This window comes from Chitinophaga sp. Cy-1792 (assembly GCF_011752935.1).
Taxonomy (GTDB): domain Bacteria; phylum Bacteroidota; class Bacteroidia; order Chitinophagales; family Chitinophagaceae; genus Chitinophaga.
The window spans coordinates 1,825,602-1,852,597 of record NZ_VWWO01000001.1 but is presented as its reverse complement, the minus strand read 5'-3'; the positions used below and the strand labels follow the sequence as shown (position 1 = coordinate 1,852,597).

Below are 26,996 nucleotides of genomic sequence, written 5' to 3'. Positions count from 1 at the left end.
TAGCCACCCAATGCTATTTTAACGCAAATTTGATGGTGTATTTTCCGCGCAGCTGCTGCTTTTTAGCAACCATACTAATACGCGTAACGCTATTGCCCCATACGGAGGAAAGGCGTGGATCATCAATAGGTTGCTGTGTGGTAGTCACTTCCAGCAATGCCGGATCATAGTTTACCACCAGGTCATTGCCATTACCTTTGATAACCAGTACGCCTGCCTTGCTGGTATCCGGCGCCTGTGGACTCATCAGATTGCAGCGGAAAGCCTCTTTCCACTCTTTCAGGTCATATTCATCCGTGAGCACCACGGTAGCATTATTGGCTGTAAAATTCCAGGTACGCACCCAGCTGTTTACCAGCGCTGCTTCAGGGTATGCTTTAGCAATATCCATCTTCAGCAAACCACCGTCAGGACGTTGCTTAAAAGAAACGTCACCAGCCTGAAACCTGCGGCCATCCTGCTGCTGTATGCCGTTAATGGTAGGGCAGTTATGCCACTGACTCTGCATATACCAAAGCTGATAACGGTCTTTGCTAAACGTTTGCTTTGTATAGGTGCCTACGCCAACATCAATGATGGCGGGTTGCCCGTTTACATAAAGTACAAAATTACCTACGTCGTTATGGTTATGACTCTCTGCATTATGTCCGCCCTGTGCCGCCAGGAATAAGCCTTTCGGCGTACCGGCCCTGGAACGCAGGGAAAGTACCTGCAGATCAGGTAGCCAGTTGACAGCAGTATAAGGCGCCGCAGCCGGGGTTCTCCGGATATCATCTCCCAACAGTAACTCATATACGAATTCAGCCAGTGCACTCGCTTTTAATCTTTCTTTATCAGGGTGTCCCAATCCATACAGGTAGGAACCGAACTTTGTCAGCAGCGTATCGTGATATAACTGGCCGTACATGAATACATCCTGTGGTGGCGGGATACTTCTGGCAGAAGCATCTGCAAAATTCACGAACCTGTTACTATCCACATGCATTTTATAGATATAGGCGCCAATGGCATGCATGAGCGGGTTTTTACTGAAATCCAGCTTACCGCCTGATGCGCTTTGTAAGGATTCCAGCATTTCAATCAGCTTACCACCGGCATGTCCCCAGTAGGACGGCCCTTCATCGCAGCCACCATCGGGCGCATAGGCATTTACGAAGTTATCGGCACTACGTATACTTTTAGCGATAACCGCATTGCGTTTGTCGGTGTTATCAAGATTGAGCAGTGCAGTTTTAAGTATGTTATTATTTATCCAGATGTTCCAGTTATTGACCTGACCACCTTTGAAGCCCATCCACCAGAAATCATCGCGTTGCAGATAAGGGGTGTAGATACGGCGGTCCAGTTCATAATCTATCCGTTTGTTGATGATCACGGAATATTTGTCCAGGTCCTCTCTCAGCAGGAACTGCGCCCAGCTTAGTGTTACAGCGGTTTCTCCTGCTACCAGGTCAATGATCTGCTCTGATGGATCGGGGAGGTTGGCACCAGATTTCTGCACACCAATATGTGCAGGTAATACCCAGGTGCTTTCTTCCAGCACCAGCCACAGGCCGTTGGCTATCTGCGGCATAAAACGTCCTTTATGTTCCACCAGCTCACCGGCTATCAGTGCTACCATCATTCTGCGGCGCTCGCCCTGTACGGTTTCGAAATTAATCCTGTTGCCATTGTCGCGGTACTGCAGGTAAAGATCAGCGGTAACAGCTGGCCATTTAAAAGTCAAAGCTTTCTCCGCATCCTCTATCAGTCCGGCTTTGGTAGCCGCTGGCAGTGTATTGATACGCTGCTGTATGGTAGATTTCAGCTCGTTACGCCAGGCATCCCTGCCTGCAAAAGCAGTGGCGCCGCCGGCTTGCTGCCAGGCTTTTTCCAGGAAATCTGATGGTGCCGGCTTCGATTGTGCCTGTAAATTCACTGAAAGCGCCATCACAGCCGCTGTCAGTACGTGGAATAATTTTATTAACCGCATAGGGCTATAGATTTATAAGGTGAGTAAGCTTTGCGCATAGTCATCCAGTTTTCATTGTTCACTAAATATTCCGGCTTTATGCCGGAAAGATGATACAATGTAATAATTGTTCAAACGTTTGCATAATCTTTTTTTCAGATGGTATTTAAACCTTTTAATTTGAATTTATCTTTTCCTGATTCATTTGTAACTTGCTGCTGTTAACGATTTCCGTTGATTTGGCAAGAAGGCAAAATGTTATCAGGGATTAATAGGATAGTATTACCAGCCGGCTGCCTTATTTACTACTTTAGCTTTTATGAACAGTTATTTACAAATACATCCGGCCGATAATGTGCTGGTTGCATTGCAAGATTTACAGGCTGGAACAAAAATTACATTCAACGGCCAGGAGATAGAATTGCTGCAAAACACTCCCGCTAAACATAAATTTCTCATTAACGATATTAACAGTGGCGAACCTGTAATCATGTACGGTGTACTGGTTGCCAAAGCTGTTACGACGATTCGCCAGGGTGGCATCATGACTACCGAAAACGTAGTACACGATGCCAATGCCTTCCACGAAAAAGAAGGCAGCCAGCAATGGCAGGCACCGGATATCAGCAAATGGAAAGACCGCACCTTCATGGGCTATCAACGGGCAGACGGGCAGGTAGGTACCCGTAACTACTGGCTGGTAATTCCACTGGTATTCTGTGAAAACAGGAATGTAAGCGTGATCAAAACAGCTTTCGAGAAAGGCCTTGGATTCGCTCCTGCAGAGATTTACAACGAACAGGTAACTGACCTCGTGGAACTCTATAAAAAAGGTGATTTAGAAGCGATTAAGCAATATGAAGCCGGCGCTGCCAGCAACACGGACAAGCGTAGCAAAATATTTCCTAATATAGATGGTATTAAATTCCTCACCCACGAAGGTGGCTGCGGCGGTACACGCCAGGACTCAGACGCGCTCTGCGCCCTCCTGGCTGGTTACATCCACCACCCTAACGTAGCAGGTGCCACCGTGCTCAGTCTGGGCTGCCAGCACGCGCAGGTATCCATCCTGCAGGAAGCGGTGAAAAAACTCAATCCATCTTTCAATAAACCAATCCTGGTTTATGAACAACAGAAGAGTCCTTCTGAATTTTCGATGCTTTCTTCCGCCATCAAAGATACTTTCCTGGCACTGGTAGCAGCTAACAAGGATACCCGTCAGCCAAGTCCGTTATCTAAACTGGTAATAGGCCTGGAATGCGGCGGCTCCGACGGATTCTCCGGTATCTCTGCCAACCCTGCAGTAGGTCATACCTCCGACCTGCTCGTGGCACTGGGCGGTACTTCTATCCTCTCTGAGTTCCCTGAGCTCTGCGGTGTGGAACAGGAGCTCATCAACCGTTGTACAACCGAAAATACTTCGGAGAAATTCATCCGCATTATGCGTGCGTATGAAAACCAGGCGCAGTCAGTAGGTTCCGGTTTCTACATGAACCCTTCTCCTGGCAATATCAAAGACGGCCTGATCACAGATGCGATTAAATCCGCCGGTGCAGCTAAAAAAGGAGGTACCTCTCCTGTAACTGATGTACTGGATTATACAGAATATGTTACCAAACCAGGATTAAACCTGCTTTGCACACCAGGCAATGATGTGGAGTCTACCTCCGCAGAAGTTGGTTCCGGCGCAAACGTTGTACTGTTTACCACTGGTTTAGGTACTCCTACCGGCAACCCGATTGCACCGGTAGTAAAACTCGCTACCAACACCAAACTGGCTACCCGCATGCCTGATATCATTGATATCGATACCGGCTCCATCATCAGCGGCCAGCACAGCATCGCTGATATGGGTGAGCAGATCCTGGAATATGTGATACAAACCGCCAGCGGTGAAGTACATACCAAAGCTGAGTTACTGCACCAGGATGATTTTATCCCGTGGAAACGTGGTGTGAGTTTGTAAAGACTTTCTTTTTTACGATTGTTGTTATTGTCCGTCCGCCGGTGGCGGACGGACAATAACAACAAAAAACGGGCTGCCTGCGGCAGCCCGTTTTTTGTTGGGCAGAACTTTCCCCTCCGGCGGACGGAGAAACAAAAAACTTAAATCAATTGCTGGTCATTGACATAAAAAAAGAGTCAGGGCCGCATCCCCTGACTCTACATGCCTGGTACTCTTCTTAAACTATGAAGCCCTTTGATAGCGTGCTTAATTGCTATAAACTGCGTTCTTTTTATCATCTGCAGTAATTGGCTCATCCAGCTGTACCTGCTCCATTCTTGGGGCAAATGCATGCATCAGCAGCCAGGCTGCCAGGTAGGCAACACCGCAGACAGTCAGGATAATACCATATCCTGTTGAAATATTATTGAGTGTTTTGTAATGATCAAGGATAACACCTACCAGCAGCGGGAACAGTGAACCTCCCACGGAACCGGCCATACCACCAATACCTACTACAGAACTAACCGCCTTTTTAGGGAACATATCAGATACCGTGGTGAAAATGGTTGCAGACCATGCCTGGTGCGCTGCAGTAGCCAGTCCGATCAATCCCAGGCCTACAGCCAGATTGTTGACATGTGGTACTATTACTACCGGTACCACTGCAATGGCAAATGCCAGCATAGAAACTTTTCTCGCTTTAAATACAGGCCAGCCTTTTTTGATCAGGTAAGAAGATAACCATCCACCAAAGATGCTACCAACGCTGGAAATAGAATATACAACTACCAACGGCCAGCCTTTGGTTGATTCCATATCCAGGTGATAGGTAGAGGTAAGATAGGTAGGCAACCAAAACAGGAAGAACCACCATACAGGATCTGTCAGCAGTTTACCAAATACGAAAGCCCATGTCTGACGCACCGTAAACAGCTTACCCCATTTTACAGACTGTGGTTTCTCTTCTACGTCTTTTACTTCTTCGTTATCGCTGTGAATAAAGGCATATTCCTCTTTTGACAAACGTTTCTGTTTGGCAGGAACTTCATAAAACATCCACCAGAATATCAGCCAGATAAAACCAATAGCACCGGTCCAGATAAAGGCCGTTTGCCAGTGGTAGGATGTCAGGATCCAATAAACAGCCGGTGGGCCTACGATGGCAGCAATGTTGGCGCCGGAGTTAAATAATCCGGTGGCCAGTGCCCGCTCTTTTTTAGGAAACCATTCCGCTACCGTTTTGATAGCTGCAGGGAAGTTACCGGCTTCGCTCACACCCAGTACAGAACGGGCAGCACCAAAGCCAAATGTGGAACGGGCAGCAGCATGTGCCATGGCAGAAATACTCCAGATAGCTACAGATACAGTATACCCCAGCTTACTGCCTATTTTGTCTATCAAACGGCCAAAGCCCAGTAAACCCAATGCATAGGCGGCAGAAAATGCCGTAACAATATAACTATAGTCTTTCTCTGTCCAGCTAAACTCTTTCGTCAGCGTATCCTTCAATAAGCCTATTACCTGCCTGTCTACATAATTAATCGTGGTCGCAAAGAATAACAACGCGCAGATGCCCCAGCGATATTTACCTAAAGTTGTGGAATTCATTTCGGCTGATTTTGGAATTTATAAAGTGGCTGAATTTACGCTAAGGCTTTCAGAATTGCAAACGTTTGCATAACTTTTTCTTTCAATGCTGCCCAGTCGCGGTTCTCGATCACTGCCTTAGACAGCAGATTGGACCCCATACCAACACATACAACACCGGCATCAAACCAACGCTGCATACTTGCCTCAGTAGGCTCTACACCGCCGGTAGGCATGAATTTCAGTCCAGGAAACAGCGGCTTGATAGCAGTTGCAAAGCCAGGTCCGAGCACATTACCAGGAAACAGTTTTACCAGCTGCGCACCACTCTTTTCCGCAACAGAAATTTCTGTCGGCGTCATACAACCCGGAATCCAGGTGATGGACTTTTGCTGACAAATAGCGGCAGTAGCCGGATCTACAATCGGACAAACGATAAAATCAGCACCTGCATCTGCAAAAAAAGCAGCATCATCTGCATTCTTAATGGTACCAATACCCAGGTACATCTCTGGCATAGTCGCCTTTTTCTTCTCCAGCATAGCGCTGAAGTTAGCCCTGGCAGCGGCGCCGCGACTCGTAAATTCGAATACGCGCAAACCTCCGTCATAACATGCCTGCAGTACTTCCAGGCAAACGTTTACATCGTCGTGGTAAAAAACCGGGATAATCCCGCTCTGCTGAAAAGCAGCTAAAATAATGTCTGATTTCGGCGCCATAGTCTACATCAATTTATAAATCTCTTCGATTGGAGTTGTATTAAAATCACCTTTCACAAAAAACTTGGAATAAGCAGCTGCAGCGGCAAAGGAAATAATGCCCTGATCGTCTTTTCCTGCCAGTTGCGCGTGAATAAGGCCTGCCATAAAGCAATCGCCACTACCTACTCTGTCTACCACCTGGTCGGTATCATAAGCCTTGCTCACACTTACTTTGCCTTCGTTGTAATAAAATGCATAGTAATGGTTGTGTGTAGGACCAGAAGAGAAACGGAACGTGAAAGCCACTCTCTTGCAGCGTTTATACCTGTCCGTTATTTCTTTTGCTACATGTTCGGCCTGCTCCAGGTAAGCTTCTTTGGTGTCGCGCTCCAGCTCGGCGGTATTCAGGGAAGTATCCAGCATCGTATGTGCTGCCCAGATGTTGCCCATGATCACATCACAATATTCCACCAGCTCGGGCATCACTTCAAATGGCTTTTTGCCATACTGCCATAATTTGCTGCGGAAATTAAGATCTGTGGAGATAATCAAGCCCTTACGGGTAGCCGCTTCCAGCACTTCTTTACAAACGGCTGCTGCCTGCGGGTTCAATGCCGGCGTGATCGCGCTCCAGTGAAACCATTCCGCATCACCCAGGATAGCATCCCAGTCGGTAGTACCCGGCTCAATGCCGGCAAAGGAGGAATACTTCCTGTCGTACACCACTTCCGCATGTTTAAGGTCGCTGCCCTGTGCCAGGTAATAAATCCCGATACGGTCGCCACCCCATAACATCCTGTCCGTTTCGATGCCCAGTGCGCTCAGCTGTGCCAGCACATCTCTGGAAAGGCCGTTATCGGGCACTTTACTGAGGTACGATACCGGCGTGCCCCACTGTGCAAGTCCGGCGGCTACATTGGCTTCTGCTCCCCCAACGTAAATCGCAGCTGTATGGGACGACAGCTGCGGGGAAAGCCTTAACAGGATCTCTCCAAACGTAATTACTTTTACTGCTTTCATTAGAATCCGAAATATGCTTTTGCATTATTGTAACAAATATCCTGCACCATCTTGCCCAACCATTTCAGGTCATTAGGCAGCTCCCCATTTTCTACATCCCGGCCCAGGAGGTTACACAAAATACGACGGAAATATTCATGACGCGAATAAGAAAGAAAACTACGTGAGTCCGTTAACATGCCAACGAACCTGGAAAGCAAGCCCATATTGCTTAAGCAGTTCATTTGTTTTTCCATACCATCTTTCTGGTCAAGGAACCACCAACCGGAACCATACTGAATTTTTCCTGGTATGCTTCCGTCCTGGAAATTCCCTGCCATGGTAGCAAAAACATCGTTGTCAGCCCCATTCAGGTTATAAAGTACTGTTTTAGCGAGTTTATTATTCTTATCTAGTTCATTCAGGAAAGCACTCATTGCAATGGCGTTTTTCCAGTCTCCTATGGAATCTACGCCGGCATCTGCCCCGAAAGAAGCCAGCAGCCTGCTGTTGTTGTTCCTGATAGCTCCCACATGGAATTGCTGCGCCCATCCCCTTTCATGGTTCCATGCACAGATTTCCAGCAGCATTGCTGTGCGGAACTGCTCATTTTCCAGCTCAGTGGCTACTTTTCCACTTCTGCCCTGCTGAAAGATCCTTTCCAGCTCCGTAGCGGTAGTCTGCCTGAAATAAAATGCACTCTGCCCGTGATCACTCAGTCTGCCGCCCTTTTCATGGAAATAATCATGACGCTGCTTCAGTCCGGCGAGTAATTTATCATAGCTGTTGATGTCTGACCCGAGAACTTCGGAGAGTTTATCCACAAAGGAGTTGAACATGGCAGGGTTATCTACCGCCATCGCCCTGTCAGGGCGGAAGGTAGGCAATACCGCCGTACCGAATGGGTTGGCAGCGATCGTGCTGTGATGTTCCAGGGAATCCACCGGATCATCGGTAGTACACAGGGCTTTCACCTGAAAATGCTGCAGCAGGGATTGGGTGCTCAGGTCGGGTAGCAGCTCATTACAGCGCTTATAGATGCTCTCAGCGGACGACTCATTCAGCAGCTCCGTGATACCAAAAGGATTACGCAGCTCCATGTGCGACCAGTGGTACAACGGATTACGCATTGTATACGGCGTAGTAGCAGCCCAGTGACGGAACTTCGTAAAGTCGTCCGCATCACCGGTGATATACTTTTCGGCTACGCCGTTGGCACGCATCGCACGCCATTTGTAGTGGTCGCCCTTCAGCCAGATGGCGGTAAGATTATCATACACCTTGTTCTGCGCGATTTCATCCGGCGGCAGGTGATTATGGTAATCGATGATGGGCATGGATTTGGCGTAGTCAAAGTATAAACGCTTTGCTGTCTCTGTCTGTAACAAAAAGTCCTCCGACAAGAATTCTTTCATATCGCTGTATAGTTTATCTGGATGCCGCCAGTTCCTGACGGATAAATGCTTTTACTCCCTGTTGCTGTAATTGTTCTAAATGCGCTGCGACGGTATCGGTAAAGCCTGGCAGCTCATCCAGGTTTACTTCCCAGAGGCGCAAATCCTTGCAGATTGCGGCCACCATCTCCCGGCTGCCATTGTACTGGCGCCAGTATTCCGCAAATACGGCGATGTTATCGTCTGTAATCAGGTATTCCTCACCATCTCTTACACCGTAGTATTTACCACCTTCTTCACGTGCCGGTTTCAGGAAAAGCAGCATGGCAGCAAATCCCAGTGTCATATAAGTAGGTAACGCCTGCTGCTGCTCATAATAGCGTACCAGCGTGCGAACATTGCGTGCATTCATTTTAGAGCTCTCCTGGAAGGTAATGCTGATCAGCTTATGCGCAATAAACGGATTGGCAAAACGGTCCAGCACATCGGGTGCAAAGGTCGTCGCCTGCGGACAAATATCCTTGATGGTAGGCAGAATTTCCTGTTGTACCACCTGCTGGAAGAAATGTCGCATATACTCGTCCTGCATACACTCATATACGGTATTAAGTCCCGAAAGGAAGCCCATAGGCACGGAGGCGGTATGGCTACCATTCAGGATACGCAGTTTCTGCTCACGGAAAGGAACGATGCTCGGCGCTATCAGCATCCGGTCATCTGCCTTATAAAAAGAAAGAACGGACTTAATATACTCATCTCCTTCGATAGCCCAAAGCAAAAATGGTTCTACTTCTATCCACAGTTTATCGGCATATCCTGCTTTTTCTTCCTGCTCAGCCAGGTTACGGGGTTTGCCGGGGACGATTCTGTCTACCAGGGAACTGCAGAACCTGTTGGCGGTATTAATCCAGTCGGTGAAAGCAGCTGGTAATTCATTAAATGCGGCCAGTTGAAGCACAATGTCTTTCAGGAGGACGCCATTGTCGACCACCAGTTCAGTAGGTACGATAACAAAGCCGGTATGGCTGCTGCCGCCGAAGAACTGGTATCTCTCCCAGAGAATGGCCAGGAGCTTTCCCGGGAAGCTGGAAGGGACGCCTTCGCTGATCTTCTCCGGAACGTATTGAATCCCTACTTCGGTGGTATTAGATATAATTGTTTGTAAATCAGGCTGATGTACCGTTTTCAGAATTTCAGACCACTCTGCATTCGATTGCAAAACACGGGAAATAGAAGCATTTACCAGGACGCTATCAACCAGTTCACCCTGGGAGATTCCTTTAATATGGGTGGTATAGAGGCCATCCTGCTGGTCGAAATCGCTGGTATCGCCGTCGGTGCTTTTAATGACAACGATGCGGCCCTGGAAGATATCCTGTTTGTTGGCTTTATCTACGAGGTAGTCTACCAGTCCGCGCAAAAGCACGCCAGTACCGAATTGCAGTATTTTCTCCGGGTACTGGAACAGTTTTTCATGAACGCCGGAATCAGCTCTTTTAGTGATGAGCTCTTTGTTAAGTGTTGCTAACATTTACTTCTACTTTGGACAATAAATATAGAATGCGAAATTAACAATTTGAAGCAAAAGGTAACATTTTGTAGTAATTCGCTAATTAAACGGCATAGATTAGCAAAAAGCTATCATCAAATAGTCATAATTGATGGTAGTATTGCTAATATCGATAATGTGAGTACCTGCATTGGCTGGAAAATAAGTAATTTTGCAGCCTTAAACTATTTTAAAAATGAGCAAGCATGGAAAAGTGCTGGTTGCCATGAGCGGCGGTATTGATAGTACTGTAACGGCGCTGATGTTGCATGAACAGGGTTACGACGTGGTGGGAATCACCATGAAGACCTGGGATTATGCATCGGCAGGCGCCAGCAAGAAGGAGACCGGCTGCTGTAACCTGGATTCATTCAATGATGCGCGCGCAGCAGCGGTGCACCACGGATTTCCTCACTTCGTACTGGATATCCGCGATGAGTTCGGCGACTTTGTGATCAATAACTTCGTAGACGAATATATTGCAGGACGCACGCCTAATCCGTGTGTGCTCTGTAATACACATATCAAGTGGCGCGCCCTGATGAAGCGTGCCGATGCACTGGATTGCGAATTTATTGCCACTGGTCACTATGGCCAGATTCGTCAGCACGATAACGGCCGTTATGTTATCAGCAAAGGAATAGATGAATTAAAGGACCAAAGCTACGTATTGTGGGGTATCCAGCAGGATGTATTAGCCCGTACGATATTGCCGTTAGGTAAGTACCGTAAAACAGAGATCAGGCAGATGGCCTTCGATTTCGGTTACCCGGAACTGGCAAAGAAAGCAGAGAGCTATGAGATCTGCTTCGTGCCGGACAATGACTACCGCGGCTTCCTGAAACGTAAAGTAGAAGGACTGGAAGAAAGGGTAGATGGCGGTAACTTCGTTCTGGCAGATGGTACGATTGTGGGTAAACACAAAGGTTATCCTTTCTATACCATCGGGCAGCGTAAAGGGCTGGAAATTGCCCTGGGTCGTCCTGTATTTGTTACAGAGATTATCCCGGAAACCAATACCGTAGTATTAGGTAATGAAGATGAACTGCAGAAAAATGAAATGTTTGTAAGCGGTATCAACATGGGTAAATACGATACCATCCAGGATGGCATGGAATCAATTACCAAAATCCGTTACAAAGATAAAGGTGCCCTCAGCACCCTGCATAATGAAGGAGGCCTCGTAAAAGTGAACTTCTTCGAAAATGTGAAAGGTATCGCACCCGGACAATCAGCCGTTTTCTATGAAGGCGATGATGTCGTAGGTGGCGGTATCATCCAGCGTGCAACATCTATCTAACACGATATATCACAACATTAAAATCCGTCTTTACTTAGTAGAGGCGGATTTTTTTTATTTATCCCACTTTCTCTAACGCACCATTACCTGCAACGGCCTCTTTTATTCTTTTTCGCTGTTGAATACCAAAGGTTAGCAGCGCATCATAAACCGCCTGCGCCTCCAGGGCAAATGGCGTGATTGCATAAGATACTGTAATCGGCTTAGTGTTATTAACCGTTCTGGTGATAAGCAGATTCTGCTCCAGTTCCAGCAACTCCTTCGTCAGCACTTTAGGAGAAATACCCACCACTACTTCCTGCAAATCTTTGAACCTTTTTTCTCCGAATTCCAATTGCTGGAGAATACAGATCTTCCATTTACCACTTAATAACTCAATCGCATCTCTTAATGCCAGCCTCGCTTCTTTGCAAAGCATCTCGTTCCCAAATTGAATAGAGATCATAGTAAATAATGTTACTTTCCTAAAGGTAAGTGATAATGAAGATAATATGCCCTCACTGTAGCTTTGCACCATACAATAAAAACTGAATTATGAAAATCACATTAGTAGCCAATATCTCCGCAAACGGAAAAGTATTATTATCTGAAAATCAACACCATCAGGCACCACCGGCAGCAGTGAGCAGCTTTATAGAAGTAGCCATGCAGGCAGGCAATATGGTCCTCGGCAGAAAAACCTTCGAATTTATCCAGCGACTTCCTGAAGAAATGAAAGGATTCCTCGCAGGACTGGAAGTTGTAATACTTTCCGGCACCCTGCACGATACCCCTGCATATAAGGTGGTAAATACTGCCGAAGCAGCTATCAACTACTTAAAAGACAAAGGATTCGAAAATATTGCTGTAGGTGGCGGTACAGAAACCTATAATGCATTCCTGAATGAAAACTTACCGACTGATATATATTTCAACTACATCCCACTTATTACCGGTAACGGCGGGGAACTGGGTACCAATTTTAACCTGGAAGCCGCTTACAATCTGAAAGCACATAAGCTGTTAACGGATAGCATTATGCAGTTGCATCTGACTAAAGCATAAACGTATTTGTTATCCAATAAAAAATCCGACGCAAATATTTACGTCGGATTTTTTTATTGGATAACAAATAAGGCTGGTATCACAAATTGTGACACCAACCTTAATTGTCATTTTACTCTTTCCTTAAGCTGCTGATTATCGGTGTTGCAAATTTTGTTATAGGTATAGTCACTGGATTAGTAATAAAATCTACATCTGTTTCCAGGCGATACAGCAATGCCGTTAGCTCCAGGAAGTGCGCCCCATCCTGATCTGCCACCATTCGGGTACCATTTCTCCAGGTATCAGACCTATACAACACTACACCATATGCATCACAGTAAAAGAATGACACTGAACCATCTGCAACATCTTTGTCTGCCTGCAATCGCAAAAGATTAATATTGGCTTCATTAAAAGTATACCATCTTTCATCAGACATGACGAGCGTTTTCCATTCATCTGTTCCATATTTTAACCTGAATGCTCCTTTCTCTTTATTTACTGAAATACAAAACGAATCCCGCCCATTCACATAGTGTAAGATAGTCGTACTATCCGCTTCCATTCTATGTTCGACCTGATAATTTTCAAAACAGACACTATCCTTTCTAACAATCATATACCTGACCTGCTGAATACAATTTTCAATTAACCTGTTATGTTGTTTATGATCTGGTTCCTTACAGGATAAAAATGCAACTACTGTGAATAAAGTTATTGCTAACTTGTACATAATACTTTTAGATTATTTAATTAACCAACGTTAATGCCTCAACACCTTTGCCAGATTGCTGTTTTCCCGAACGGTATGCGATAAAAAAACTCCCGCACGAATTGGTTTATCATTCTTAAAATCAGTGACTATAGCAGTCCCATAATTCATTCCTTTTTGAAACGGTGCTCTTACTTCATCCTCCAAAAGTCCGGCACCGGTCAGTTTCATTTTCCTCCTTTCAATACAAACCCACCTTGTCCACTTGAAGTCGTTAACATAGGTGAACACATCTGCACTATCTTTTCCATAGCATACCAGGAAGTTAATAAATCTTGTCACCTCGCCACTTCTCCTTTCTTCTATTACAGACCAATTTTCACCTCGGGCATTTTCGTCATTTAATACCTGTAAGAATAATTGACGCGGACTTTTTTCTTCTAATAAACTTTCATCTATAGGAAACCAAGCTGAAAAATAGTCCTCTTCCACATATGCATCCCGTTCTTTTTCCTGCGCATCACTTATCAGATCATTATAAGCAGTTTTGCAAGATAAATTCCAGCGTAGCACAAACGCTGTATCCAGTGGGGCTTTATTCAAAGGTGTAAAGCACATTGCCAATAAAAGAGAAGCTAAAAATTTCATAGGTAACGTATTTATGTTACAGTCATCGCTGATTCAGTGCAAACAATGTCAATAGTTCACCAATCCGCCTGCAGTTCATTGACGAGATCCCCCATTGGGATCATTATAAGATCTGACTATCATTTTCCTGTAACAATATTATAAAGCAAATCCGGGGCAATCCCTGTTTCAGGATCATCTGGTGTCAATATCATTAATTGGAGTGTGCTATCTTTTTTTAGCAACAATAAATCCATAGGAAATTTAGCGGTAACGCCGAAGAGTCTATCTGGTCCAACTACAAAAATATCAAATGGTTCTTCAGCTTCATACCTGATGGACATATTTTTACAAATTAGATAATCGCTAATGATACTATCATTTTTTACTATATGCTGTAATGAATCACCGGCAAGGGTCATATAAATATGAGCGACTGGTTTACCCTGCACTGAACGATATTTATAGGTAAAGAAGAGTGCATTAGGAAAAGTATTATATATCACGAAACTGGAACTATAAACGCTTCTATTACTTACTTCCAACACTTTGCTTAATGAGGAATCGCTATTGAGATCTATTCTATAGCTTACCAGACGATATTTGCCATCAAAATGAAAAACGAAAACGGGATTTCTGTTATGACTTTGATAGGAGACTCCATTGCTCAACTTATCAGCATACTTATCGGAGATCAGGTGATAGTCACTCGATAATACAGCTGAGATATGCATAGGGTTATTAGCGGAATCTTGTAGGAGGCTCCAAAAAAGTTCCAATATGATGGTACAGAAAATCAAGATAAAAATGCCTCGAGCTACCCTTCTCCTCTTGCGTTTATTCTGCTCATTTTCCCACATATAATATCATTTTTTGTTGTTTATAATGCCAGAACTGGCGCGACCACATCTCACATACTTCTTAACAGGATATCAGTACTTTATCTAATAAAAACGAGGAACCAATCATCTATCAATCACCTTAATTACTAAACAGAAGTAATCAGGCATAATAACATCTGAAATTCATCAGGTTTTCGAAAAATAACATATCTTTTTTCAGGGCACAATCAAAATAATTTTTGTGTTATTGACAATTATTCCGAAATAATTAAGGCTTCATTTAAATTAAAACATACGCTATTTATAGCCCCTATTACATATTTGATGTAGAGAAAAAATAAATACGCCAGCACTATTATAAACAAAAAGGATATCATGATGATATCCTTTTTTAATGGTATTACAATGTCTTATTCTTATCTACTACCTCGTAAATTTCACTGCAAACATCGTATCGGCACCATTACCATAATCCGTAATAATCCGCAAATATTTATCTTCATTAACAAATCTCAATATGACGACTGATTTCCAGGTAAATATTGTTAAATACATTAGTTATCACCAGCAAATCCACTGAGGTTTCTACCTTTTCAGTTTTAGCCCAAAGCACGCAATCAGCTACGTCTTCTTTGAATTGTGAAATAGCATCATGGCATAGCAATGTTATCAAGTATTCATTGGAGGTTTGAATAGCATAATCATTAATAATTCCCAGGCTATTGTATACCTTATCCACCCAATACAAATCTTCAGTATTGGCATCAGCTATCAGGGAATCTATATCTACTACTGCATATGGAGCGCAGTGCGGGTCAAATAATGCAGCCCACTGCTTTATGTTGGCTGGATCAAACAATAAATCAGTGTTCAATATATAGGTTAGCAAATCTTTTTCTTCTTCAAAGAATAACCAGTTACTATTATTACCTATCAACACCTTATCAGCATAATTTTCTGAAATATCCGCCCCTGAAACAGTATAATACGATTTTGCCGAAAAAATAATTTTGCATAAATATTTACGAAACTTTTCCGAGATCTCTGATTCTTCCATGTCAGCTATAGTATTGCTAGATAAAAAAAGGGATATCTTGAGATATCCCTTTTTCAAATTATTATATTTTTATCATTTCTACCTCGTAAATTTCACCGCAAACATCGTATCGGCACCATTACCATAACCAGTAATAATCCCGCCTTCCTGACGCTTTAAATCACTGTTTGCTTCGATAAAATCAACTACATCCTCATTCTCTGCACGAAACACAGAACAGGTAATATAAATTAATGATCCACCAGGTTTTACAAACGATACAACGTTAGCGGCTATACGCTTTTGCAGGTCGGAATATTTTGTAATTTCTTCTTTTTTAAAGAAAGATAAATTTTCCGGCGTTCTGCCCCAGGTACCGGAACCGGAACAAGGTGCGTCTAATATAATCCCATCAAAACTCACTTTCCCCATCGTACCCGGAAACGCAGGATTGGTAAGGTCTGCCACACGCTCTTCATAATTTTTGACACCTGCTGCTGCAAAGCGTTTCTGTAGATTTTCCAGGATAGACCTTCTCACATCACTTACCAACAGCTGCACACCAGGCTCCTGATCTTTCAGTAAAATAGATTTACCACCACTTGCTGCACAGCAATCCCACCAGCGTTCACCCTTACGCGGTTTGAATAACAACCCCGTTTGCTGGCTGCTGGCATCCTGTACTTCATACCAGCTTTTCTCCGGTAATAACTCTTCAATCTTGGTACCATTAGGCAAGGCAAGTGTTGTCTTATTCTCCCACAGCTGATAATTGATGCCAGCTTTATCAAGAATAGCCAATACTTTCTCCTGCTTATTATTCCTGATACGTATGTAGAAATGCGGTTGTTGCAGATAACTTTTCGCGAATGCGTCCGCATCAATTCCTGCGGAAAGCTCGTCTGCAAAAGGAAACAGTGCTGCTGCATCCAAAGGCCCGCTACCGCTCAGTTTCAACTTCTCTTCCAATGAAGCATTCACCGCCGCGTTCCATTCAGGCTTCAGCTGTGCCAGCAAATCGCTGGGCGTATTTTCACATAAAAACGTACCTAATAACAAACGCTCCGATACGTCCGTGTCATGCTTCCACCATCCCAAACGGTAGTAGTGATAGACCAGCTGCGAAATCCAACGTCTGTCGCGACTCCCCATCTGCGGATGCTGCTTAAAAAATGCTTTCAGAAAATGATGCAACGGCGGATCGCCCTTATAGGCATTGATAACTTTTGTTGCTGATAATAGATAACTGTCCCAACGGCTCATGCCACGAAGATAAGGCTTTCCCACACCGGTGCGCTATTTAATCACATCTTTCCGGTTTTTGGAGGCTGCCTTCGGCAGCCTCCAAAAACCGGAAGTTCTCTCCCCGCCAACGGCGGGGAGAGAACTTCCGGAGAGTAAATCCAATAAAAAAGGCCGTCTCTACTAAGTAGAAACGGCCAATATGTAATTCTAAATACTATCAGATTAGAGCTTCAGCAGTGCTTTCAGCGGATCTTTACCGAACAGCAGCTGCTCAGGATTTTCCAGCATTTCTTTCACACGTACCAGGAAGCTTACTGACTCACGACCATCGATGATACGGTGATCGTAGCTCAGCGCAATGTACATCATCGGACGGATCACCACCTGACCATTCACTGCCATCGGACGCTCCTGGATTTTGTGCATACCCAGAATCGCAGACTGAGGAATGTTGATGATTGGCGTACTCATCAGAGAACCGAATACACCACCATTCGTGATAGTAAAGGTACCACCGGTCATTTCCGGCAGCGTCAATTTGTTATCACGCGCTTTGGTAGCGAGGTTCAGTACTTCTTTTTCGATGCCGGCCATATCCAGACTCTCCGCATTACGGATAACAGGTACTACCAGTCCTTTAGGAGCTGATACTGCGATAGAGATATCACAATAATCGTGGTATACCAGTTCTTCTCCATCGATGTAAGCGTTTACAGAAGGGAATTCCTGTAATGCAAAGCAACATGCTTTCGTGAAGAAGCTCATAAAGCCCAGGTTCACTTCATGTTGTTTCTTGAACACCTCTTTATATTTAGCACGCAGCGCCATGATTTCTGTCATATCTACCTCGTTGAAGGTAGTCAGCATAGCGGTGGTGTTTTTAGCTTCCACCAGACGGCGGGAAACGGTTTTACGCAGGTTGCTCATTTTCTCGCGACGTTCGCCACGGGAGAACATTTCCTGACCGATAGCCACACCTGGATTCTGCAATGCAGCATATACATCATCTTTTACGATTTTGCCATGTGCACCGGTACCTTTAATTGTAGATGGATCAACATGTTTGTCAGCAATAACGGCCGCAGCAACAGGCGTTGCTTTGATATCGTTAGGAATGCTGGTTACAGGCGCCTGCTGAACGGATGGTTTTGCAGGAGCTGCTGCCGGTGCAGGAGCCGCCGCAGGTGCTTTACCTGCTGGTCTTGCAACGTCGGTATCTATTTTGCAGGCTACATCCCCGATTTTCAGGGTATCACCTTCTTTTGCAACGAGGATCAGCTTACCTGCTTCTTCTGCATTCAGTTCGAAGGTAGCTTTTTCAGATTCCAGCTCACAAATCACTTCATCACGCTCTACGTAGTCACCATCGTTTTTGGTCCATTTCACTAAAGTAACTTCACTGATAGATTCACCTACTGTAGGAACCTTCATGTCAATTACCCCTTTGTTTACGGCTGGTGCTGCTGCTTCAACTGGTGCAGCCGCAGGTGCTGGCGCAGCTTGTGCCGCTGCCGGAGCAGCTGATGCTGCCGGTGCTGCCGCATCTGTATCAATGGTGCAGGCAACATCTCCGATTTTCAGGGTAGCGCCTTCTTCCGCATTCGCCGCAATTTTCAGTACTCCCGCCTTCTCTGCATTCAGCTCAAAGGTGGCCTTCTCTGATTCCATTTCACACAGTACTTCGTCCTGTTGCACATAATCTCCATCTTTTTTCAACCATTTCGCAATTGTTACCTCGCTAATAGATTCGCCTACCGTAGGGACTTTGATTTCGATAACCATATTTTATCAGTTGATGGTGAACCTGTTATTGACTGTCTTGAAAAGACTTACGCTCTGGAAATGTCTAACAGTTAATAACAGGTATCTGTTTTATTAGTTTGAATATTTTATTAGATGTTAAAAGCGGTATCAATGATCTGCTGTTGTTCGCGGGCATGCACTTTAGCATAGCCGGTGGCAGTAGATGCACTTGGATTACGGCTGATAACACCGTAGTTGATCTGTTTCAGGTTCATCTGGAGGTAAGATGCAGCGCCCATGTTCAGCGGCTCTTCCTGTACCCAGAAGAAGGTAGCTCCCTTATATTTGGCAGCGATAGCTTCCAGTTGTTTAACCGGCAGCGGATACAGCTGTTCCAGACGTACAATCGCCACATCTTTGCGGTCTTCTTTCGCCTGTTTGTCGCTCAGATCAAAATACATTTTACCTGTACAGAGCAATACTTTCTTCACCAGTGAAGTATCCTGGATATATGGATCGTCCAGTACTTCTTTAAATCCACCCTGGGTAAATTCTTCCATGGTAGAATAAGCACCCACATGACGCAGGTTCGCTTTTGGAGAGAAGTTGATCAGTGGCTTACGGAACTGCCATGTCAGCTGACGACGCAGCGCATGGAAGAAGTTAGCCGCAGTGGTAATATTGGTTACTACCATGTTTTCTTCTGCACATTGTTGCAGGAAACGCTCAGGACGCGCGTTGGAGTGGTCTGGTCCACCACCTTCATAACCATGAGGCAGTAACATCACCAGGCCATTCTGGGTTGTCCATTTCTGCTCTGCACTGCTGATATACTGGTCAATCACTGTCTGTGCTCCGTTTACGAAGTCACCATACTGTGCTTCCCAGATAACCAGGCTGTTAGGCGTTGCCATAGCATAACCATATTCAAAGCCTAATACACCATATTCACTGAGGAGTGAGTTGTAAATTCTGAATTTACCCTGTTCAGGAGCCAGTTCACCTAAACGGCTGTAGGTCGCATTGGTGTTCTCATCGAACAGTACCGCATGACGGTGAGAGAAAGTACCGCGTTTCACGTCTTCTCCACTCATTCTTACGTCTCTGCCTTCTACCAGCAGACTGCCATACGCCAACAGTTCACCTGTAGCCCAGTCTACCTTACCTTCTTCCTGGTAGAGCTTAATTTTATCCTGCAGCAGTTTGCTCACCTTACGTAAAGGAACAAAGTCTGAAGGCCATTTCATCAGGCCATCAAAAAGACGTTTGAATTCATCTTCGTTGATAGCTGTTACCGGCGACTGGTCAAAATCCTGCGGCGTTGCCTTACGCAATGCCTGCCACCATTCTTCCGGTTTCTGGTTCACATAAGGCAGCGGATGTTGTTTAACCTCATCCAGACGCGCCTGCAGCTCATCCCAGAATCCTTTTTCCATTTCTTTTGCCAGCGTCTGTGCATCGGCTTCGCCGTTCTGCAGCAGGAACTGAGTATATACCTCGCGTGGGTTCTGATGCTTGTCGATCAGTGCATATAAGCTAGGTTGTGTAAACTTAGGCTCATCACCTTCGTTGTGACCGTGTTTACGGTAACAAACCATATCAATATATACATCTTCATTAAACTCCTGACGGTAACGGGCTGCCAGCTGAGATACTTTTACTACCGCTTCTGCATCGTCGCCGTTTACGTGGAATACCGGCGCCTGCACGATAGATGCAACGCTGGTACAGTAGTCGGAAGAACGTGCATCATCAAAGTCAGTGGTGAAACCAATCTGGTTATTAATCACAAAGTGAATGGTACCACCTGTGTAGTAACCTTTCAGTTTGCTCATCTGTGCCACTTCATAAACGATACCCTGACCTGCTAAAGCCGCATCACCATGGATGAGGATAGGCAGGATCTTATCGTAGTCGCTGTTATAAATAACATCCGCTTTGGAACGGGAGAATCCGATCACAATCGGATCAACCACTTCCAGGTGGGATGGGTTAGGCATCAGCTGCAGGTTTACCTGTTTGCCATAGGCTGTCTCCACCTGAGAACGGAACCCAAGGTGATATTTCACGTCGCCGCTACCCATGGTCATGTCCGGAACCGCCAGCCCTTCAAATTCATTGAAGATCTGTTCGTAGGTTTTACCAAGGATATTAGCCAGTACGTTCAGACGGCCACGGTGTGCCATACCGATCACAGACTCCTGTACACCATATTCAACAGCCTCGCTGATCATAGCATCCAGTGCAGGAATGGTAGATTCGCCACCTTCCAGACCGAAACGTTTCTGTCCTATATATTTAGTGTGTAAGAATTTTTCGAAGATCACACCCTGATTCAGTTTCATCAGGATACGACGACGTTTTTCCAGTGATAACGGTGTGCTCATGGCTGCTTCATACTCTTTCTCGAGCCATTTAGCTTTATCACGGTCATTAATATAGGTATATTGAATACCTACTGAACCAGCGTAGATCTTATTCAGGAATGCCAGAATATTCTCTAACGTGGCTTTGCCGAGGCCAAGGAAGCTACCTGCAAAGAACTCCGTCTTCAGGTCAGCATCGCTCAGATCGAAATTGGTGATTTCGAGGCCGGCTTTTCTGTCTTTTCTTTCGCGAATTGGATTGGTTTTGGCGATCAGATGGGCTTTTTTGCGATATGCCTGGATAAGGCGATATACACCAAACTCTTTTACCAGCTGGTCGTTGGTCACCGGTGTCCCTCCTCCTGCAACTGCCGGTGCAGCGGGTCCCGCCTTACCATTAGCGTTGGATACTGCAAAATCAAACCCTTCAAAAAATTTTACCCATTCTGGGTCTACGGAATTAGGGTCTTTGCGGAAATCCTGATATAAAGATTCTATGTATGCAGGATGCGAGTTGGTGACAAATGAGAAGTCCTTCATTTACAACGAGTTTTGCTGATCTTCAGTTCAAATACTTTTCTGTTGATTCCCATCATCATATAGGTAGATTTCCCACATTATACAATGTATGGGAATGCAAATATCGCTCGTTTTTCATTACAGAGTATGTAAAAAATTATAAAATAATAAGCAGATTTATTATGTAGAAGATACCGATCAATCACTTATATTTGCACCTTTATCGGTAGGGGAATTTTATTTTGTACTTTATTAGAAAAAGTATTACCTTTGCCGTCCGAAACTTGAAATTTGAAAAATGGCAAACCATAAAGCAACGAAAAAAGACGTACGTCAGAGCAAAAAACGTAATGAACGTAACCGTTACTACGGTAAAACTACCCGTAATGCCATCCGTGACCTGAAAGCGATTACTGAGAAAGCGGCAGCGGAGAAAGAATTGTCAGATGTAGCTTCTATGATCGACAAATTGGCTAAACGTAACGTTATCCACAAAAACAAAGCTGCAAATCTGAAAAGCAAGCTGGCTAAGAAGGTAGCTTCTCTGGCTTAATTGCTTCAGTAACAATATTTATAGCTCTTCCTCTCAAGGGAAGGGCTTTTTGTTTTTTTAATCCAGTTATATGAGAAATAATTATAGTATATGCGGAGACTCCCCCGCATTTTTTCGCATTTCAGGTAGAAAAGTCCTGCTTCTAGCCATTTTCACCGCCCTATTACCACTTATCTCCAATAGCCAGGACCTCCAGACACGCTACGAAAAAACAAACGGCAACGAAACCGCCACCTACCCCGAAGTCATCCAATACTACCAGGCACTCGCCAAAAAGTTCCCACAGATAAAAATCATGGAAATGGGCCCCACCGATGCCGGACATCCACTACACCTGGTCATCTACAGCCCATCCAAAGACTTTAACTTCTCCAGCCTCCGGAAGAAAAATAAACGTATCATCCTCATCAATAATGGTATCCACCCTGGCGAACCCGACGGTATCGACGCATCCATGATGCTCCTCCGCGACATCGCCCAGGGAAAAACCCATCTCCCCGACAATATCATTCTCGCCGTAATTCCTGTTTATAATATTGGCGGCGCACTCAACCGTAGCGAATTCTACCGCGTAGACCAGAACGGCCCCGATGCCTTCGGCTCCCGCGGAAATGGCCAAAATCTCGACTTAAACCGCGATTTTATTAAAAATGATTCTAAAAATGCCCGCAGTTTCGCCCAAATCTATCACCTCACAGATCCCGACGTATTTATCGATAACCACGTAAGCAACGGCGCTGATTATCAACATATCATGACATTATTGCCCACCCAGCACGATAAACTGGGCGGCCCGATGGGTGAATTCATGCAGCAACAATTCACACCCGGACTCTACCATTTAATGAAAGAAAAAGGCTACGACCTGGTGCCATATGTAAACCACTTCGGCGAAACACCTGACAGCGGCTGGGTAGAATTCAACGATTCTCCCCGCTACTCCTCTGGCTATTCCACCCTGTTCCACTCCTTCGGCTTTGTTCCGGAAACTCATATGCTGAAGCCTTATCCACAACGCGTAAAAGCTACCTACGCCCTGATGGAATGCTTCATTAAATTCACCTCCGACAACAGCACCACCATCCGCGACCTCCGCGCCGCCACCAAAAAAGCAGTGCTTACCCAACAAAAATTCCCGCTGGAATGGAACGCTGATATGTCCAGGTACAGCATGATCACCTTCAAAGGGTTTACCGCCGGGCATAAACCCAGCGATATCAGCGGACTGCCACGCCTCTACTACGACCGCACCAAACCTTACGAGCGCCAGGTGAAGTTCTACAACTACTTTAATGCCGGCAATTATGTGGAAAAACCTACCGCCTATATCATCCCGCAAGGCTGGTGGCCGGTGATCGACCTGCTGAAAAATAATAATGTTTCCATGCAGCGCCTCTCCCGGGATACGACTATCCTGGTAGAAGTCTACCATATTGCCGACTACAAATCCTACAACAAACCTTTCGAGAAACACTTCCTTCATACGGATGTAAAAGTGACTACCACCAAGGATTCCATGCATTTCCGCAAAGGGGATTACTATATCCCGATGAACCAGGTAGCTAACCGCTTCCTCATCGAAACACTGGAGCCAACCGCCGGCGACTCCTACTTTGCCTGGAATTTCTTCGACGGCATCCTGGGCCAGAAGGAAGGTTACAGCCCTTATGTGTTTGAAGACACCGGCTACGAGTGGCTGAAACAGCACCCGGATGTGCAAAAAGCCCTGGCAGAAAAGAAAGCAACAGATACAGCCTTCGCTAACAACGCATCAGCCCAGTTACGCTGGGTATTTATGCAGTCGCCTTACGCCGAACCGGATTATCTGAGGTATCCGGTGTATAGAGTGAGATAATATCTACCTAAAAAATAATTATTTGCGGAGAATAACGGGCTTATTCTCCGCAAATTATGCGGAGAATAAATTCAAACCTACGTCAAAAAGCACAATTTGACTCAATAAATTCAGTATAATTCATACCGGATAATTTAGACTTTGGGTAACGCCCTATCTTTGTAAACTACCTCAAACTTATACCAGTAGTCTCTTACAGCAGCCATAATAAAAAAAGGCTCACCCTCATTTACCTGTACCTTAACAGCATAAAAAGAGGTAAAAGGATAAGAACTGACACCCACCCTGATTGACAGCTGGAACATATCATTATCGAGTGGAAATCTTCGTAAGGTGGATGCAATGGAAAGGACATGGAACCCAGCAGCGGTCAATCGCTTTATCCAATGTTTTTTTACATAAAGCTGCCGGAAATATAAACCCAAAATGTTGGTTGTCAACACTGCCAATACAATAAGGGGAAATGTCATCATAGATAATAAGAGGATTTACACCCTCTCCACCACCATCACACTATGTTGCTCACCGAAATAATGATTATAAATCAATATTTTCTTAAAATCTGCCGGTAGAGAAGGAATCATAGGGAAAAGCTGTGCCGGTACTGTTCCATTCTTCAACAATGCTGCCGCCAGCCATAGCGCAAACGCTCCGGCAGTTTCATACTCTCCGCAGAGATGTTTGAAAGGCAGTCCTGGTTGAGGAAGTACCTCATTTAATACGGTATAATAATCTTCATGATTAATATCGCCGTTGGTACCGCTAAGGATCAGGTCTGCATCGGCGCCCAGTTCCTGTAGGGTTGCTGAAAGTCGCTCCAGGGAAGGTTTATACAATAGCTTACAGGCACTTACTGCTGCCAGCGATTTTGCGGTAGGCGCATTGCCCAAAACGAAAAATGTACTGCCTTCTCCGGATATCGTTCCGGGAAGATATTCATCGTATATGGCACTGCTGTTTACAGGGGATGTACGCCAGTGGCCGATACGGCTTTTAATGAAAAAATGCTCCGGCGTCATCTCTTCAAAAGCGCCGGTGAGCGTATGTGTATACCCTTCATTCAATAACATCATGCTATCGATCAGGGCATTTTCAAAGGAAAAACCTCTGTGTACAAAAGTATTATTGTAGTCGGTACCTTTCTGCTGTAAGGCTATCAGGCCGTTTACGGAATTGTAGGTAGACTGAATAAACGGGGTTGGATTGAGCGCAGTCTCTTTATACTGCTCTATCTCTTTTATAAATTTTTCGGTATCCTGTAGGCTGCCTTTGCCGGTGCCGGTTACAATAGGGCCGGGGGTTTCCACTCCGCTTTCCGACAGACATTTCAAGGCGGTGGTCAGTCCCATTTTCAGTACCCGCGTCATACGACGTAAGCTGTTACCGGGAACAAATGGCTTATAGTCTGGTTCCAGACATACAAATCGGTTGCTATCCGTCTGCACTAACGGCGCGTCAATAAAATCTCCATCAAATGTATGCTGGGGAGATATTGCAGCCATTCCTTGAATATAACACTTAACCTTCATATTTGCTGAGTACCAGGGAGGCATTGTTTCCTCCGAAGCCAAAAGAATTTGAAATTACATTTTTAATCAGGACTCCTTCCTGCAGCTGGGTAACCGGTTCAATCTGCAGCTCTTCCATTTTCTCTGTAAAATTGAGATTGGGGAAGATGATCCCGTTTTGTATTGCTAGTATGGCATAGATGGCTTCAATAGCACCGGCTGCCGCCAGTGTATGGCCTGTAAAGGGTTTCGTGGAACTGAACGGCGGAACTGCTGTTCCGAAAAGCCGCTCCAGTGCACGTCCTTCTGAAATATCATTATTCAGCGTGGCAGTACCATGTACATTGATATATTGCACGTCTTCCAGGGTTCTGCCACTCATCTCCAACGCCTGTTTCATGGCGGCATAGGCGCCATCTCCTTCCGGCGATGGGGAAGTAGGGTGAAAGGCTTCGTTCGTATTGCAGAATCCACTCAGCTCCGCCAGAATAGTACTGTTGTTAGCTTTCGCGAATGACTCGCTTTCCAGCACCAGGTACGCAGCGCCTTCTCCGAGATTGAGGCCGGTACGCTGGTTATCGAATGGCCGGCAAAACTGCTTATCCACATTCTTCAGGGAATTGAAGCCATTGAGAGTAAACCTCGTCAGTGCTTCTGTTCCACCACAGATCATCCGCTGGTACAAACCATGCTTAATCATTCTGGCGCCAAACATTAAGGCATTGGCAGAAGAAGAACATGCTGTACTAATAGTGGCAATATGTTCTGTTATACCAACCCTATCGGCTATACGCTGTGTACAATCCGCACAGTCAAGTGTATCAATACTTTGAATGAAATCACCTTCCTTTTCCGGATTAATGAGATCGAAATAAACCTTCTCCGTGTCACACATGCCACCTACTGTGCTGGCATTAATAAAGCCGGTAGGCACATCCTTCACATTACTGATGCCGGCTTGCCTTAATGCTTCCTTTATCGCAATCAGCCCCAGTAAGGTGGTGCGTGTATATCCCTTTTGTACAGGAATTCCAGCCATTTGAAATAAAGCAGCATCATCGTGCTTTACCTCTCCTGTTGGCAGTACAGCTTTGTAAATAGTATCAATATAGTCGGTAAAACCCAGGCCCGTCTTTTGTTGATGAAGGCTTTGAAAATTTCCGGCTACATTATCACCTATGGCGGTGATCATCCCCATCCCTGTAATAAACACTCTTTCCGCCATGCGATAATTTACTTAAGCGGGTTGTTGTTTGGATTGGATAAATTCTGCCATAGATTGAACAGACTGGAGAATTTTACGGCCTTCGCGGGGATCTTCCACCTTGATGCCATATTGTCTTTCCAGCAATACCATCAGTTCCAGTGAGTCGATGCTGTCAAGGCCCAGACCGTCGCCAAATAATGGGGCATTATCATCGATATCAGCAGGTTTGGTGTCTTGCAGATTCAATGCTTCAATAATCTGTTCTTTCAGTTTCTGTTTTAATTCTTCCATAATGTTGTAGGTTTATCAGCTGTCGTTCTGGCAACAG

General features: G+C 45.1%; 22 protein-coding genes. 5 read left to right on the top strand and 17 right to left on the bottom strand.

Features of this window, described 5'->3' with window-relative positions; translation table 11 throughout:
- Window positions 1-13: 13 nt before the first annotated feature.
- On the bottom strand, window positions 14-1,972 hold the full coding sequence (locus tag F3J22_RS07595; protein ID WP_167015843.1) for a heparinase II/III family protein: 1,959 nt from the start codon (window positions 1,970-1,972) through the stop codon (window positions 14-16).
- Between the two features lie 298 nt (window positions 1,973-2,270).
- On the opposite strand from F3J22_RS07595, the gene F3J22_RS07590 reads away from it, so the two are divergent.
- Window positions 2,271-3,917 carry a UxaA family hydrolase gene (locus F3J22_RS07590; RefSeq protein WP_167015841.1) on the top strand — a complete coding sequence of 549 codons (1,647 nt, stop codon included), beginning with the start codon at window positions 2,271-2,273 and terminating at the stop codon, window positions 3,915-3,917.
- A 246-nt stretch (window positions 3,918-4,163) separates the two neighbouring features.
- Here F3J22_RS07590 and F3J22_RS07585 read toward each other — a convergent pair whose 3' ends face one another.
- Genes F3J22_RS07585 through F3J22_RS07565 form a run of 5 tightly spaced genes read right to left on the bottom strand, consistent with a single transcriptional unit; the run spans window position 4,164 to window position 10,111 of the window.
- Window positions 4,164-5,507: an MFS transporter gene (locus F3J22_RS07585; RefSeq protein WP_167015839.1), complete on the bottom strand. Its 1,344-nt coding sequence runs from the start codon at window positions 5,505-5,507 to the stop codon at window positions 4,164-4,166.
- A gap of 35 nt (window positions 5,508-5,542) precedes the next feature.
- Window positions 5,543-6,205 (bottom strand): bifunctional 4-hydroxy-2-oxoglutarate aldolase/2-dehydro-3-deoxy-phosphogluconate aldolase, encoded by a 663-nt coding sequence (locus F3J22_RS07580; RefSeq protein ID WP_167015837.1) that lies wholly within the window; start codon window positions 6,203-6,205, stop codon window positions 5,543-5,545.
- Window positions 6,206-6,208: 3 nt separating this feature from the next.
- On the bottom strand, window positions 6,209-7,207 hold the full coding sequence (locus F3J22_RS07575; RefSeq protein ID WP_167015834.1) for a sugar kinase: 999 nt from the start codon (window positions 7,205-7,207) through the stop codon (window positions 6,209-6,211).
- Window positions 7,207-8,601, bottom strand: a complete 1,395-nt coding sequence (gene uxaC / locus F3J22_RS07570; RefSeq protein WP_167015832.1) for a glucuronate isomerase — start codon at window positions 8,599-8,601, stop codon at window positions 7,207-7,209. Before uxaC ends, F3J22_RS07575 begins: the two co-directional genes overlap by 1 nt.
- Window positions 8,602-8,614: 13 nt before the next feature.
- A complete protein-coding gene (locus tag F3J22_RS07565) occupies window positions 8,615-10,111 on the bottom strand; it encodes a tagaturonate reductase (protein ID WP_167015830.1) in 1,497 nt (498 codons plus the stop codon).
- A 214-nt stretch (window positions 10,112-10,325) separates the two neighbouring features.
- On the opposite strand from F3J22_RS07565, the gene mnmA reads away from it, so the two are divergent.
- The gene (gene mnmA / locus F3J22_RS07560) at window positions 10,326-11,429 is read left to right on the top strand and encodes a tRNA 2-thiouridine(34) synthase MnmA (protein ID WP_167015828.1); all 1,104 of its coding nucleotides are present in this window, start codon (window positions 10,326-10,328) and stop codon (window positions 11,427-11,429) included.
- 58 nt (window positions 11,430-11,487) lie between these two features.
- Here mnmA and F3J22_RS07555 read toward each other — a convergent pair whose 3' ends face one another.
- The gene (locus F3J22_RS07555; RefSeq protein ID WP_167015826.1) at window positions 11,488-11,874 is read right to left on the bottom strand and encodes a helix-turn-helix domain-containing protein; all 387 of its coding nucleotides are present in this window, start codon (window positions 11,872-11,874) and stop codon (window positions 11,488-11,490) included.
- A gap of 89 nt (window positions 11,875-11,963) precedes the next feature.
- Between F3J22_RS07555 and F3J22_RS07550 the strand changes: the two genes are divergently transcribed.
- Window positions 11,964-12,473 (top strand): dihydrofolate reductase family protein, encoded by a 510-nt coding sequence (locus F3J22_RS07550; protein ID WP_167015824.1) that lies wholly within the window; start codon window positions 11,964-11,966, stop codon window positions 12,471-12,473.
- A gap of 112 nt (window positions 12,474-12,585) precedes the next feature.
- Here the strand turns inward: F3J22_RS07550 and F3J22_RS07545 are convergent, their stop codons facing one another.
- From F3J22_RS07545 to F3J22_RS07515, 7 genes are all read right to left on the bottom strand, one after another.
- A complete protein-coding gene (locus F3J22_RS07545; protein ID WP_167015822.1) occupies window positions 12,586-13,188 on the bottom strand; it encodes a hypothetical protein in 603 nt (200 codons plus the stop codon).
- Window positions 13,189-13,218: 30 nt separating this feature from the next.
- Window positions 13,219-13,815 carry a hypothetical protein gene (locus F3J22_RS07540; RefSeq protein WP_167015820.1) on the bottom strand — a complete coding sequence of 199 codons (597 nt, stop codon included), beginning with the start codon at window positions 13,813-13,815 and terminating at the stop codon, window positions 13,219-13,221.
- 119 nt (window positions 13,816-13,934) lie between these two features.
- Window positions 13,935-14,654 (bottom strand): hypothetical protein, encoded by a 720-nt coding sequence (locus F3J22_RS07535; protein WP_167015818.1) that lies wholly within the window; start codon window positions 14,652-14,654, stop codon window positions 13,935-13,937.
- A 484-nt stretch (window positions 14,655-15,138) separates the two neighbouring features.
- On the bottom strand, window positions 15,139-15,693 hold the full coding sequence (locus F3J22_RS07530) for a hypothetical protein (protein ID WP_167015816.1): 555 nt from the start codon (window positions 15,691-15,693) through the stop codon (window positions 15,139-15,141).
- A gap of 78 nt (window positions 15,694-15,771) precedes the next feature.
- Window positions 15,772-16,959: an RsmB/NOP family class I SAM-dependent RNA methyltransferase gene (locus F3J22_RS07525; protein WP_167015814.1), complete on the bottom strand. Its 1,188-nt coding sequence runs from the start codon at window positions 16,957-16,959 to the stop codon at window positions 15,772-15,774.
- A 180-nt stretch (window positions 16,960-17,139) separates the two neighbouring features.
- On the bottom strand, window positions 17,140-18,699 hold the full coding sequence (gene odhB / locus F3J22_RS07520) for a 2-oxoglutarate dehydrogenase complex dihydrolipoyllysine-residue succinyltransferase (protein ID WP_167015812.1): 1,560 nt from the start codon (window positions 18,697-18,699) through the stop codon (window positions 17,140-17,142).
- 110 nt (window positions 18,700-18,809) lie between these two features.
- Window positions 18,810-21,566 (bottom strand): 2-oxoglutarate dehydrogenase E1 component, encoded by a 2,757-nt coding sequence (locus F3J22_RS07515; protein WP_167015810.1) that lies wholly within the window; start codon window positions 21,564-21,566, stop codon window positions 18,810-18,812.
- Between the two features lie 277 nt (window positions 21,567-21,843).
- Between F3J22_RS07515 and rpsT the strand changes: the two genes are divergently transcribed.
- Window positions 21,844-22,098, top strand: a complete 255-nt coding sequence (rpsT, locus tag F3J22_RS07510; RefSeq protein ID WP_167015808.1) for a 30S ribosomal protein S20 — start codon at window positions 21,844-21,846, stop codon at window positions 22,096-22,098.
- Between the two features lie 70 nt (window positions 22,099-22,168).
- A complete protein-coding gene (locus tag F3J22_RS07505; RefSeq protein ID WP_167015806.1) occupies window positions 22,169-23,953 on the top strand; it encodes a M14 family metallopeptidase in 1,785 nt (594 codons plus the stop codon).
- 488 nt (window positions 23,954-24,441) lie between these two features.
- Here the strand turns inward: F3J22_RS07505 and F3J22_RS07500 are convergent, their stop codons facing one another.
- From F3J22_RS07500 to F3J22_RS07490, 3 genes are read right to left on the bottom strand one after another with little or no spacing between them, the layout of a single operon-like run.
- A complete protein-coding gene (locus F3J22_RS07500; protein ID WP_167015804.1) occupies window positions 24,442-25,455 on the bottom strand; it encodes a beta-ketoacyl synthase chain length factor in 1,014 nt (337 codons plus the stop codon).
- A 16-nt stretch (window positions 25,456-25,471) separates the two neighbouring features.
- Window positions 25,472-26,686, bottom strand: a complete 1,215-nt coding sequence (locus F3J22_RS07495) for a beta-ketoacyl-[acyl-carrier-protein] synthase family protein (RefSeq protein WP_167015802.1) — start codon at window positions 26,684-26,686, stop codon at window positions 25,472-25,474.
- A gap of 12 nt (window positions 26,687-26,698) precedes the next feature.
- A complete protein-coding gene (locus tag F3J22_RS07490) occupies window positions 26,699-26,959 on the bottom strand; it encodes a phosphopantetheine-binding protein (protein ID WP_073077454.1) in 261 nt (86 codons plus the stop codon).
- Window positions 26,960-26,996 lie beyond the last annotated feature (37 nt).

Excerpts from the sequence above, each read along its gene's own strand:
- F3J22_RS07595 (WP_167015843.1), bottom strand. The coding sequence starts at position 1,972 with ATGCGGTTAATAAAATTATTCCACGTACTGACAGCGGCTGTGATGGCG.
- F3J22_RS07590 (WP_167015841.1), top strand. The coding sequence starts at position 2,271 with ATGAACAGTTATTTACAAATACATCCGGCCGATAATGTGCTGGTTGCA.
- F3J22_RS07585 (WP_167015839.1), bottom strand. The coding sequence starts at position 5,507 with ATGAATTCCACAACTTTAGGTAAATATCGCTGGGGCATCTGCGCGTTG.
- F3J22_RS07580 (WP_167015837.1), bottom strand. The coding sequence starts at position 6,205 with ATGGCGCCGAAATCAGACATTATTTTAGCTGCTTTTCAGCAGAGCGGG.
- F3J22_RS07575 (WP_167015834.1), bottom strand. The coding sequence starts at position 7,207 with ATGAAAGCAGTAAAAGTAATTACGTTTGGAGAGATCCTGTTAAGGCTT.
- uxaC (WP_167015832.1), bottom strand. The coding sequence starts at position 8,601 with ATGAAAGAATTCTTGTCGGAGGACTTTTTGTTACAGACAGAGACAGCA.
- F3J22_RS07565 (WP_167015830.1), bottom strand. The coding sequence starts at position 10,111 with ATGTTAGCAACACTTAACAAAGAGCTCATCACTAAAAGAGCTGATTCC.
- mnmA (WP_167015828.1), top strand. The coding sequence starts at position 10,326 with ATGAGCAAGCATGGAAAAGTGCTGGTTGCCATGAGCGGCGGTATTGAT.
- F3J22_RS07555 (WP_167015826.1), bottom strand. The coding sequence starts at position 11,874 with ATGATCTCTATTCAATTTGGGAACGAGATGCTTTGCAAAGAAGCGAGG.
- F3J22_RS07550 (WP_167015824.1), top strand. The coding sequence starts at position 11,964 with ATGAAAATCACATTAGTAGCCAATATCTCCGCAAACGGAAAAGTATTA.
- F3J22_RS07545 (WP_167015822.1), bottom strand. The coding sequence starts at position 13,188 with ATGTACAAGTTAGCAATAACTTTATTCACAGTAGTTGCATTTTTATCC.
- F3J22_RS07540 (WP_167015820.1), bottom strand. The coding sequence starts at position 13,815 with ATGAAATTTTTAGCTTCTCTTTTATTGGCAATGTGCTTTACACCTTTG.
- F3J22_RS07535 (WP_167015818.1), bottom strand. The coding sequence starts at position 14,654 with ATGTGGGAAAATGAGCAGAATAAACGCAAGAGGAGAAGGGTAGCTCGA.
- F3J22_RS07530 (WP_167015816.1), bottom strand. The coding sequence starts at position 15,693 with ATGGAAGAATCAGAGATCTCGGAAAAGTTTCGTAAATATTTATGCAAA.
- odhB (WP_167015812.1), bottom strand. The coding sequence starts at position 18,699 with ATGGTTATCGAAATCAAAGTCCCTACGGTAGGCGAATCTATTAGCGAG.
- F3J22_RS07515 (WP_167015810.1), bottom strand. The coding sequence starts at position 21,566 with ATGAAGGACTTCTCATTTGTCACCAACTCGCATCCTGCATACATAGAA.
- rpsT (WP_167015808.1), top strand. The coding sequence starts at position 21,844 with ATGGCAAACCATAAAGCAACGAAAAAAGACGTACGTCAGAGCAAAAAA.
- F3J22_RS07505 (WP_167015806.1), top strand. The coding sequence starts at position 22,169 with ATGAGAAATAATTATAGTATATGCGGAGACTCCCCCGCATTTTTTCGC.
- F3J22_RS07500 (WP_167015804.1), bottom strand. The coding sequence starts at position 25,455 with ATGGCTGCAATATCTCCCCAGCATACATTTGATGGAGATTTTATTGAC.
- F3J22_RS07495 (WP_167015802.1), bottom strand. The coding sequence starts at position 26,686 with ATGGCGGAAAGAGTGTTTATTACAGGGATGGGGATGATCACCGCCATA.
- F3J22_RS07490 (WP_073077454.1), bottom strand. The coding sequence starts at position 26,959 with ATGGAAGAATTAAAACAGAAACTGAAAGAACAGATTATTGAAGCATTG.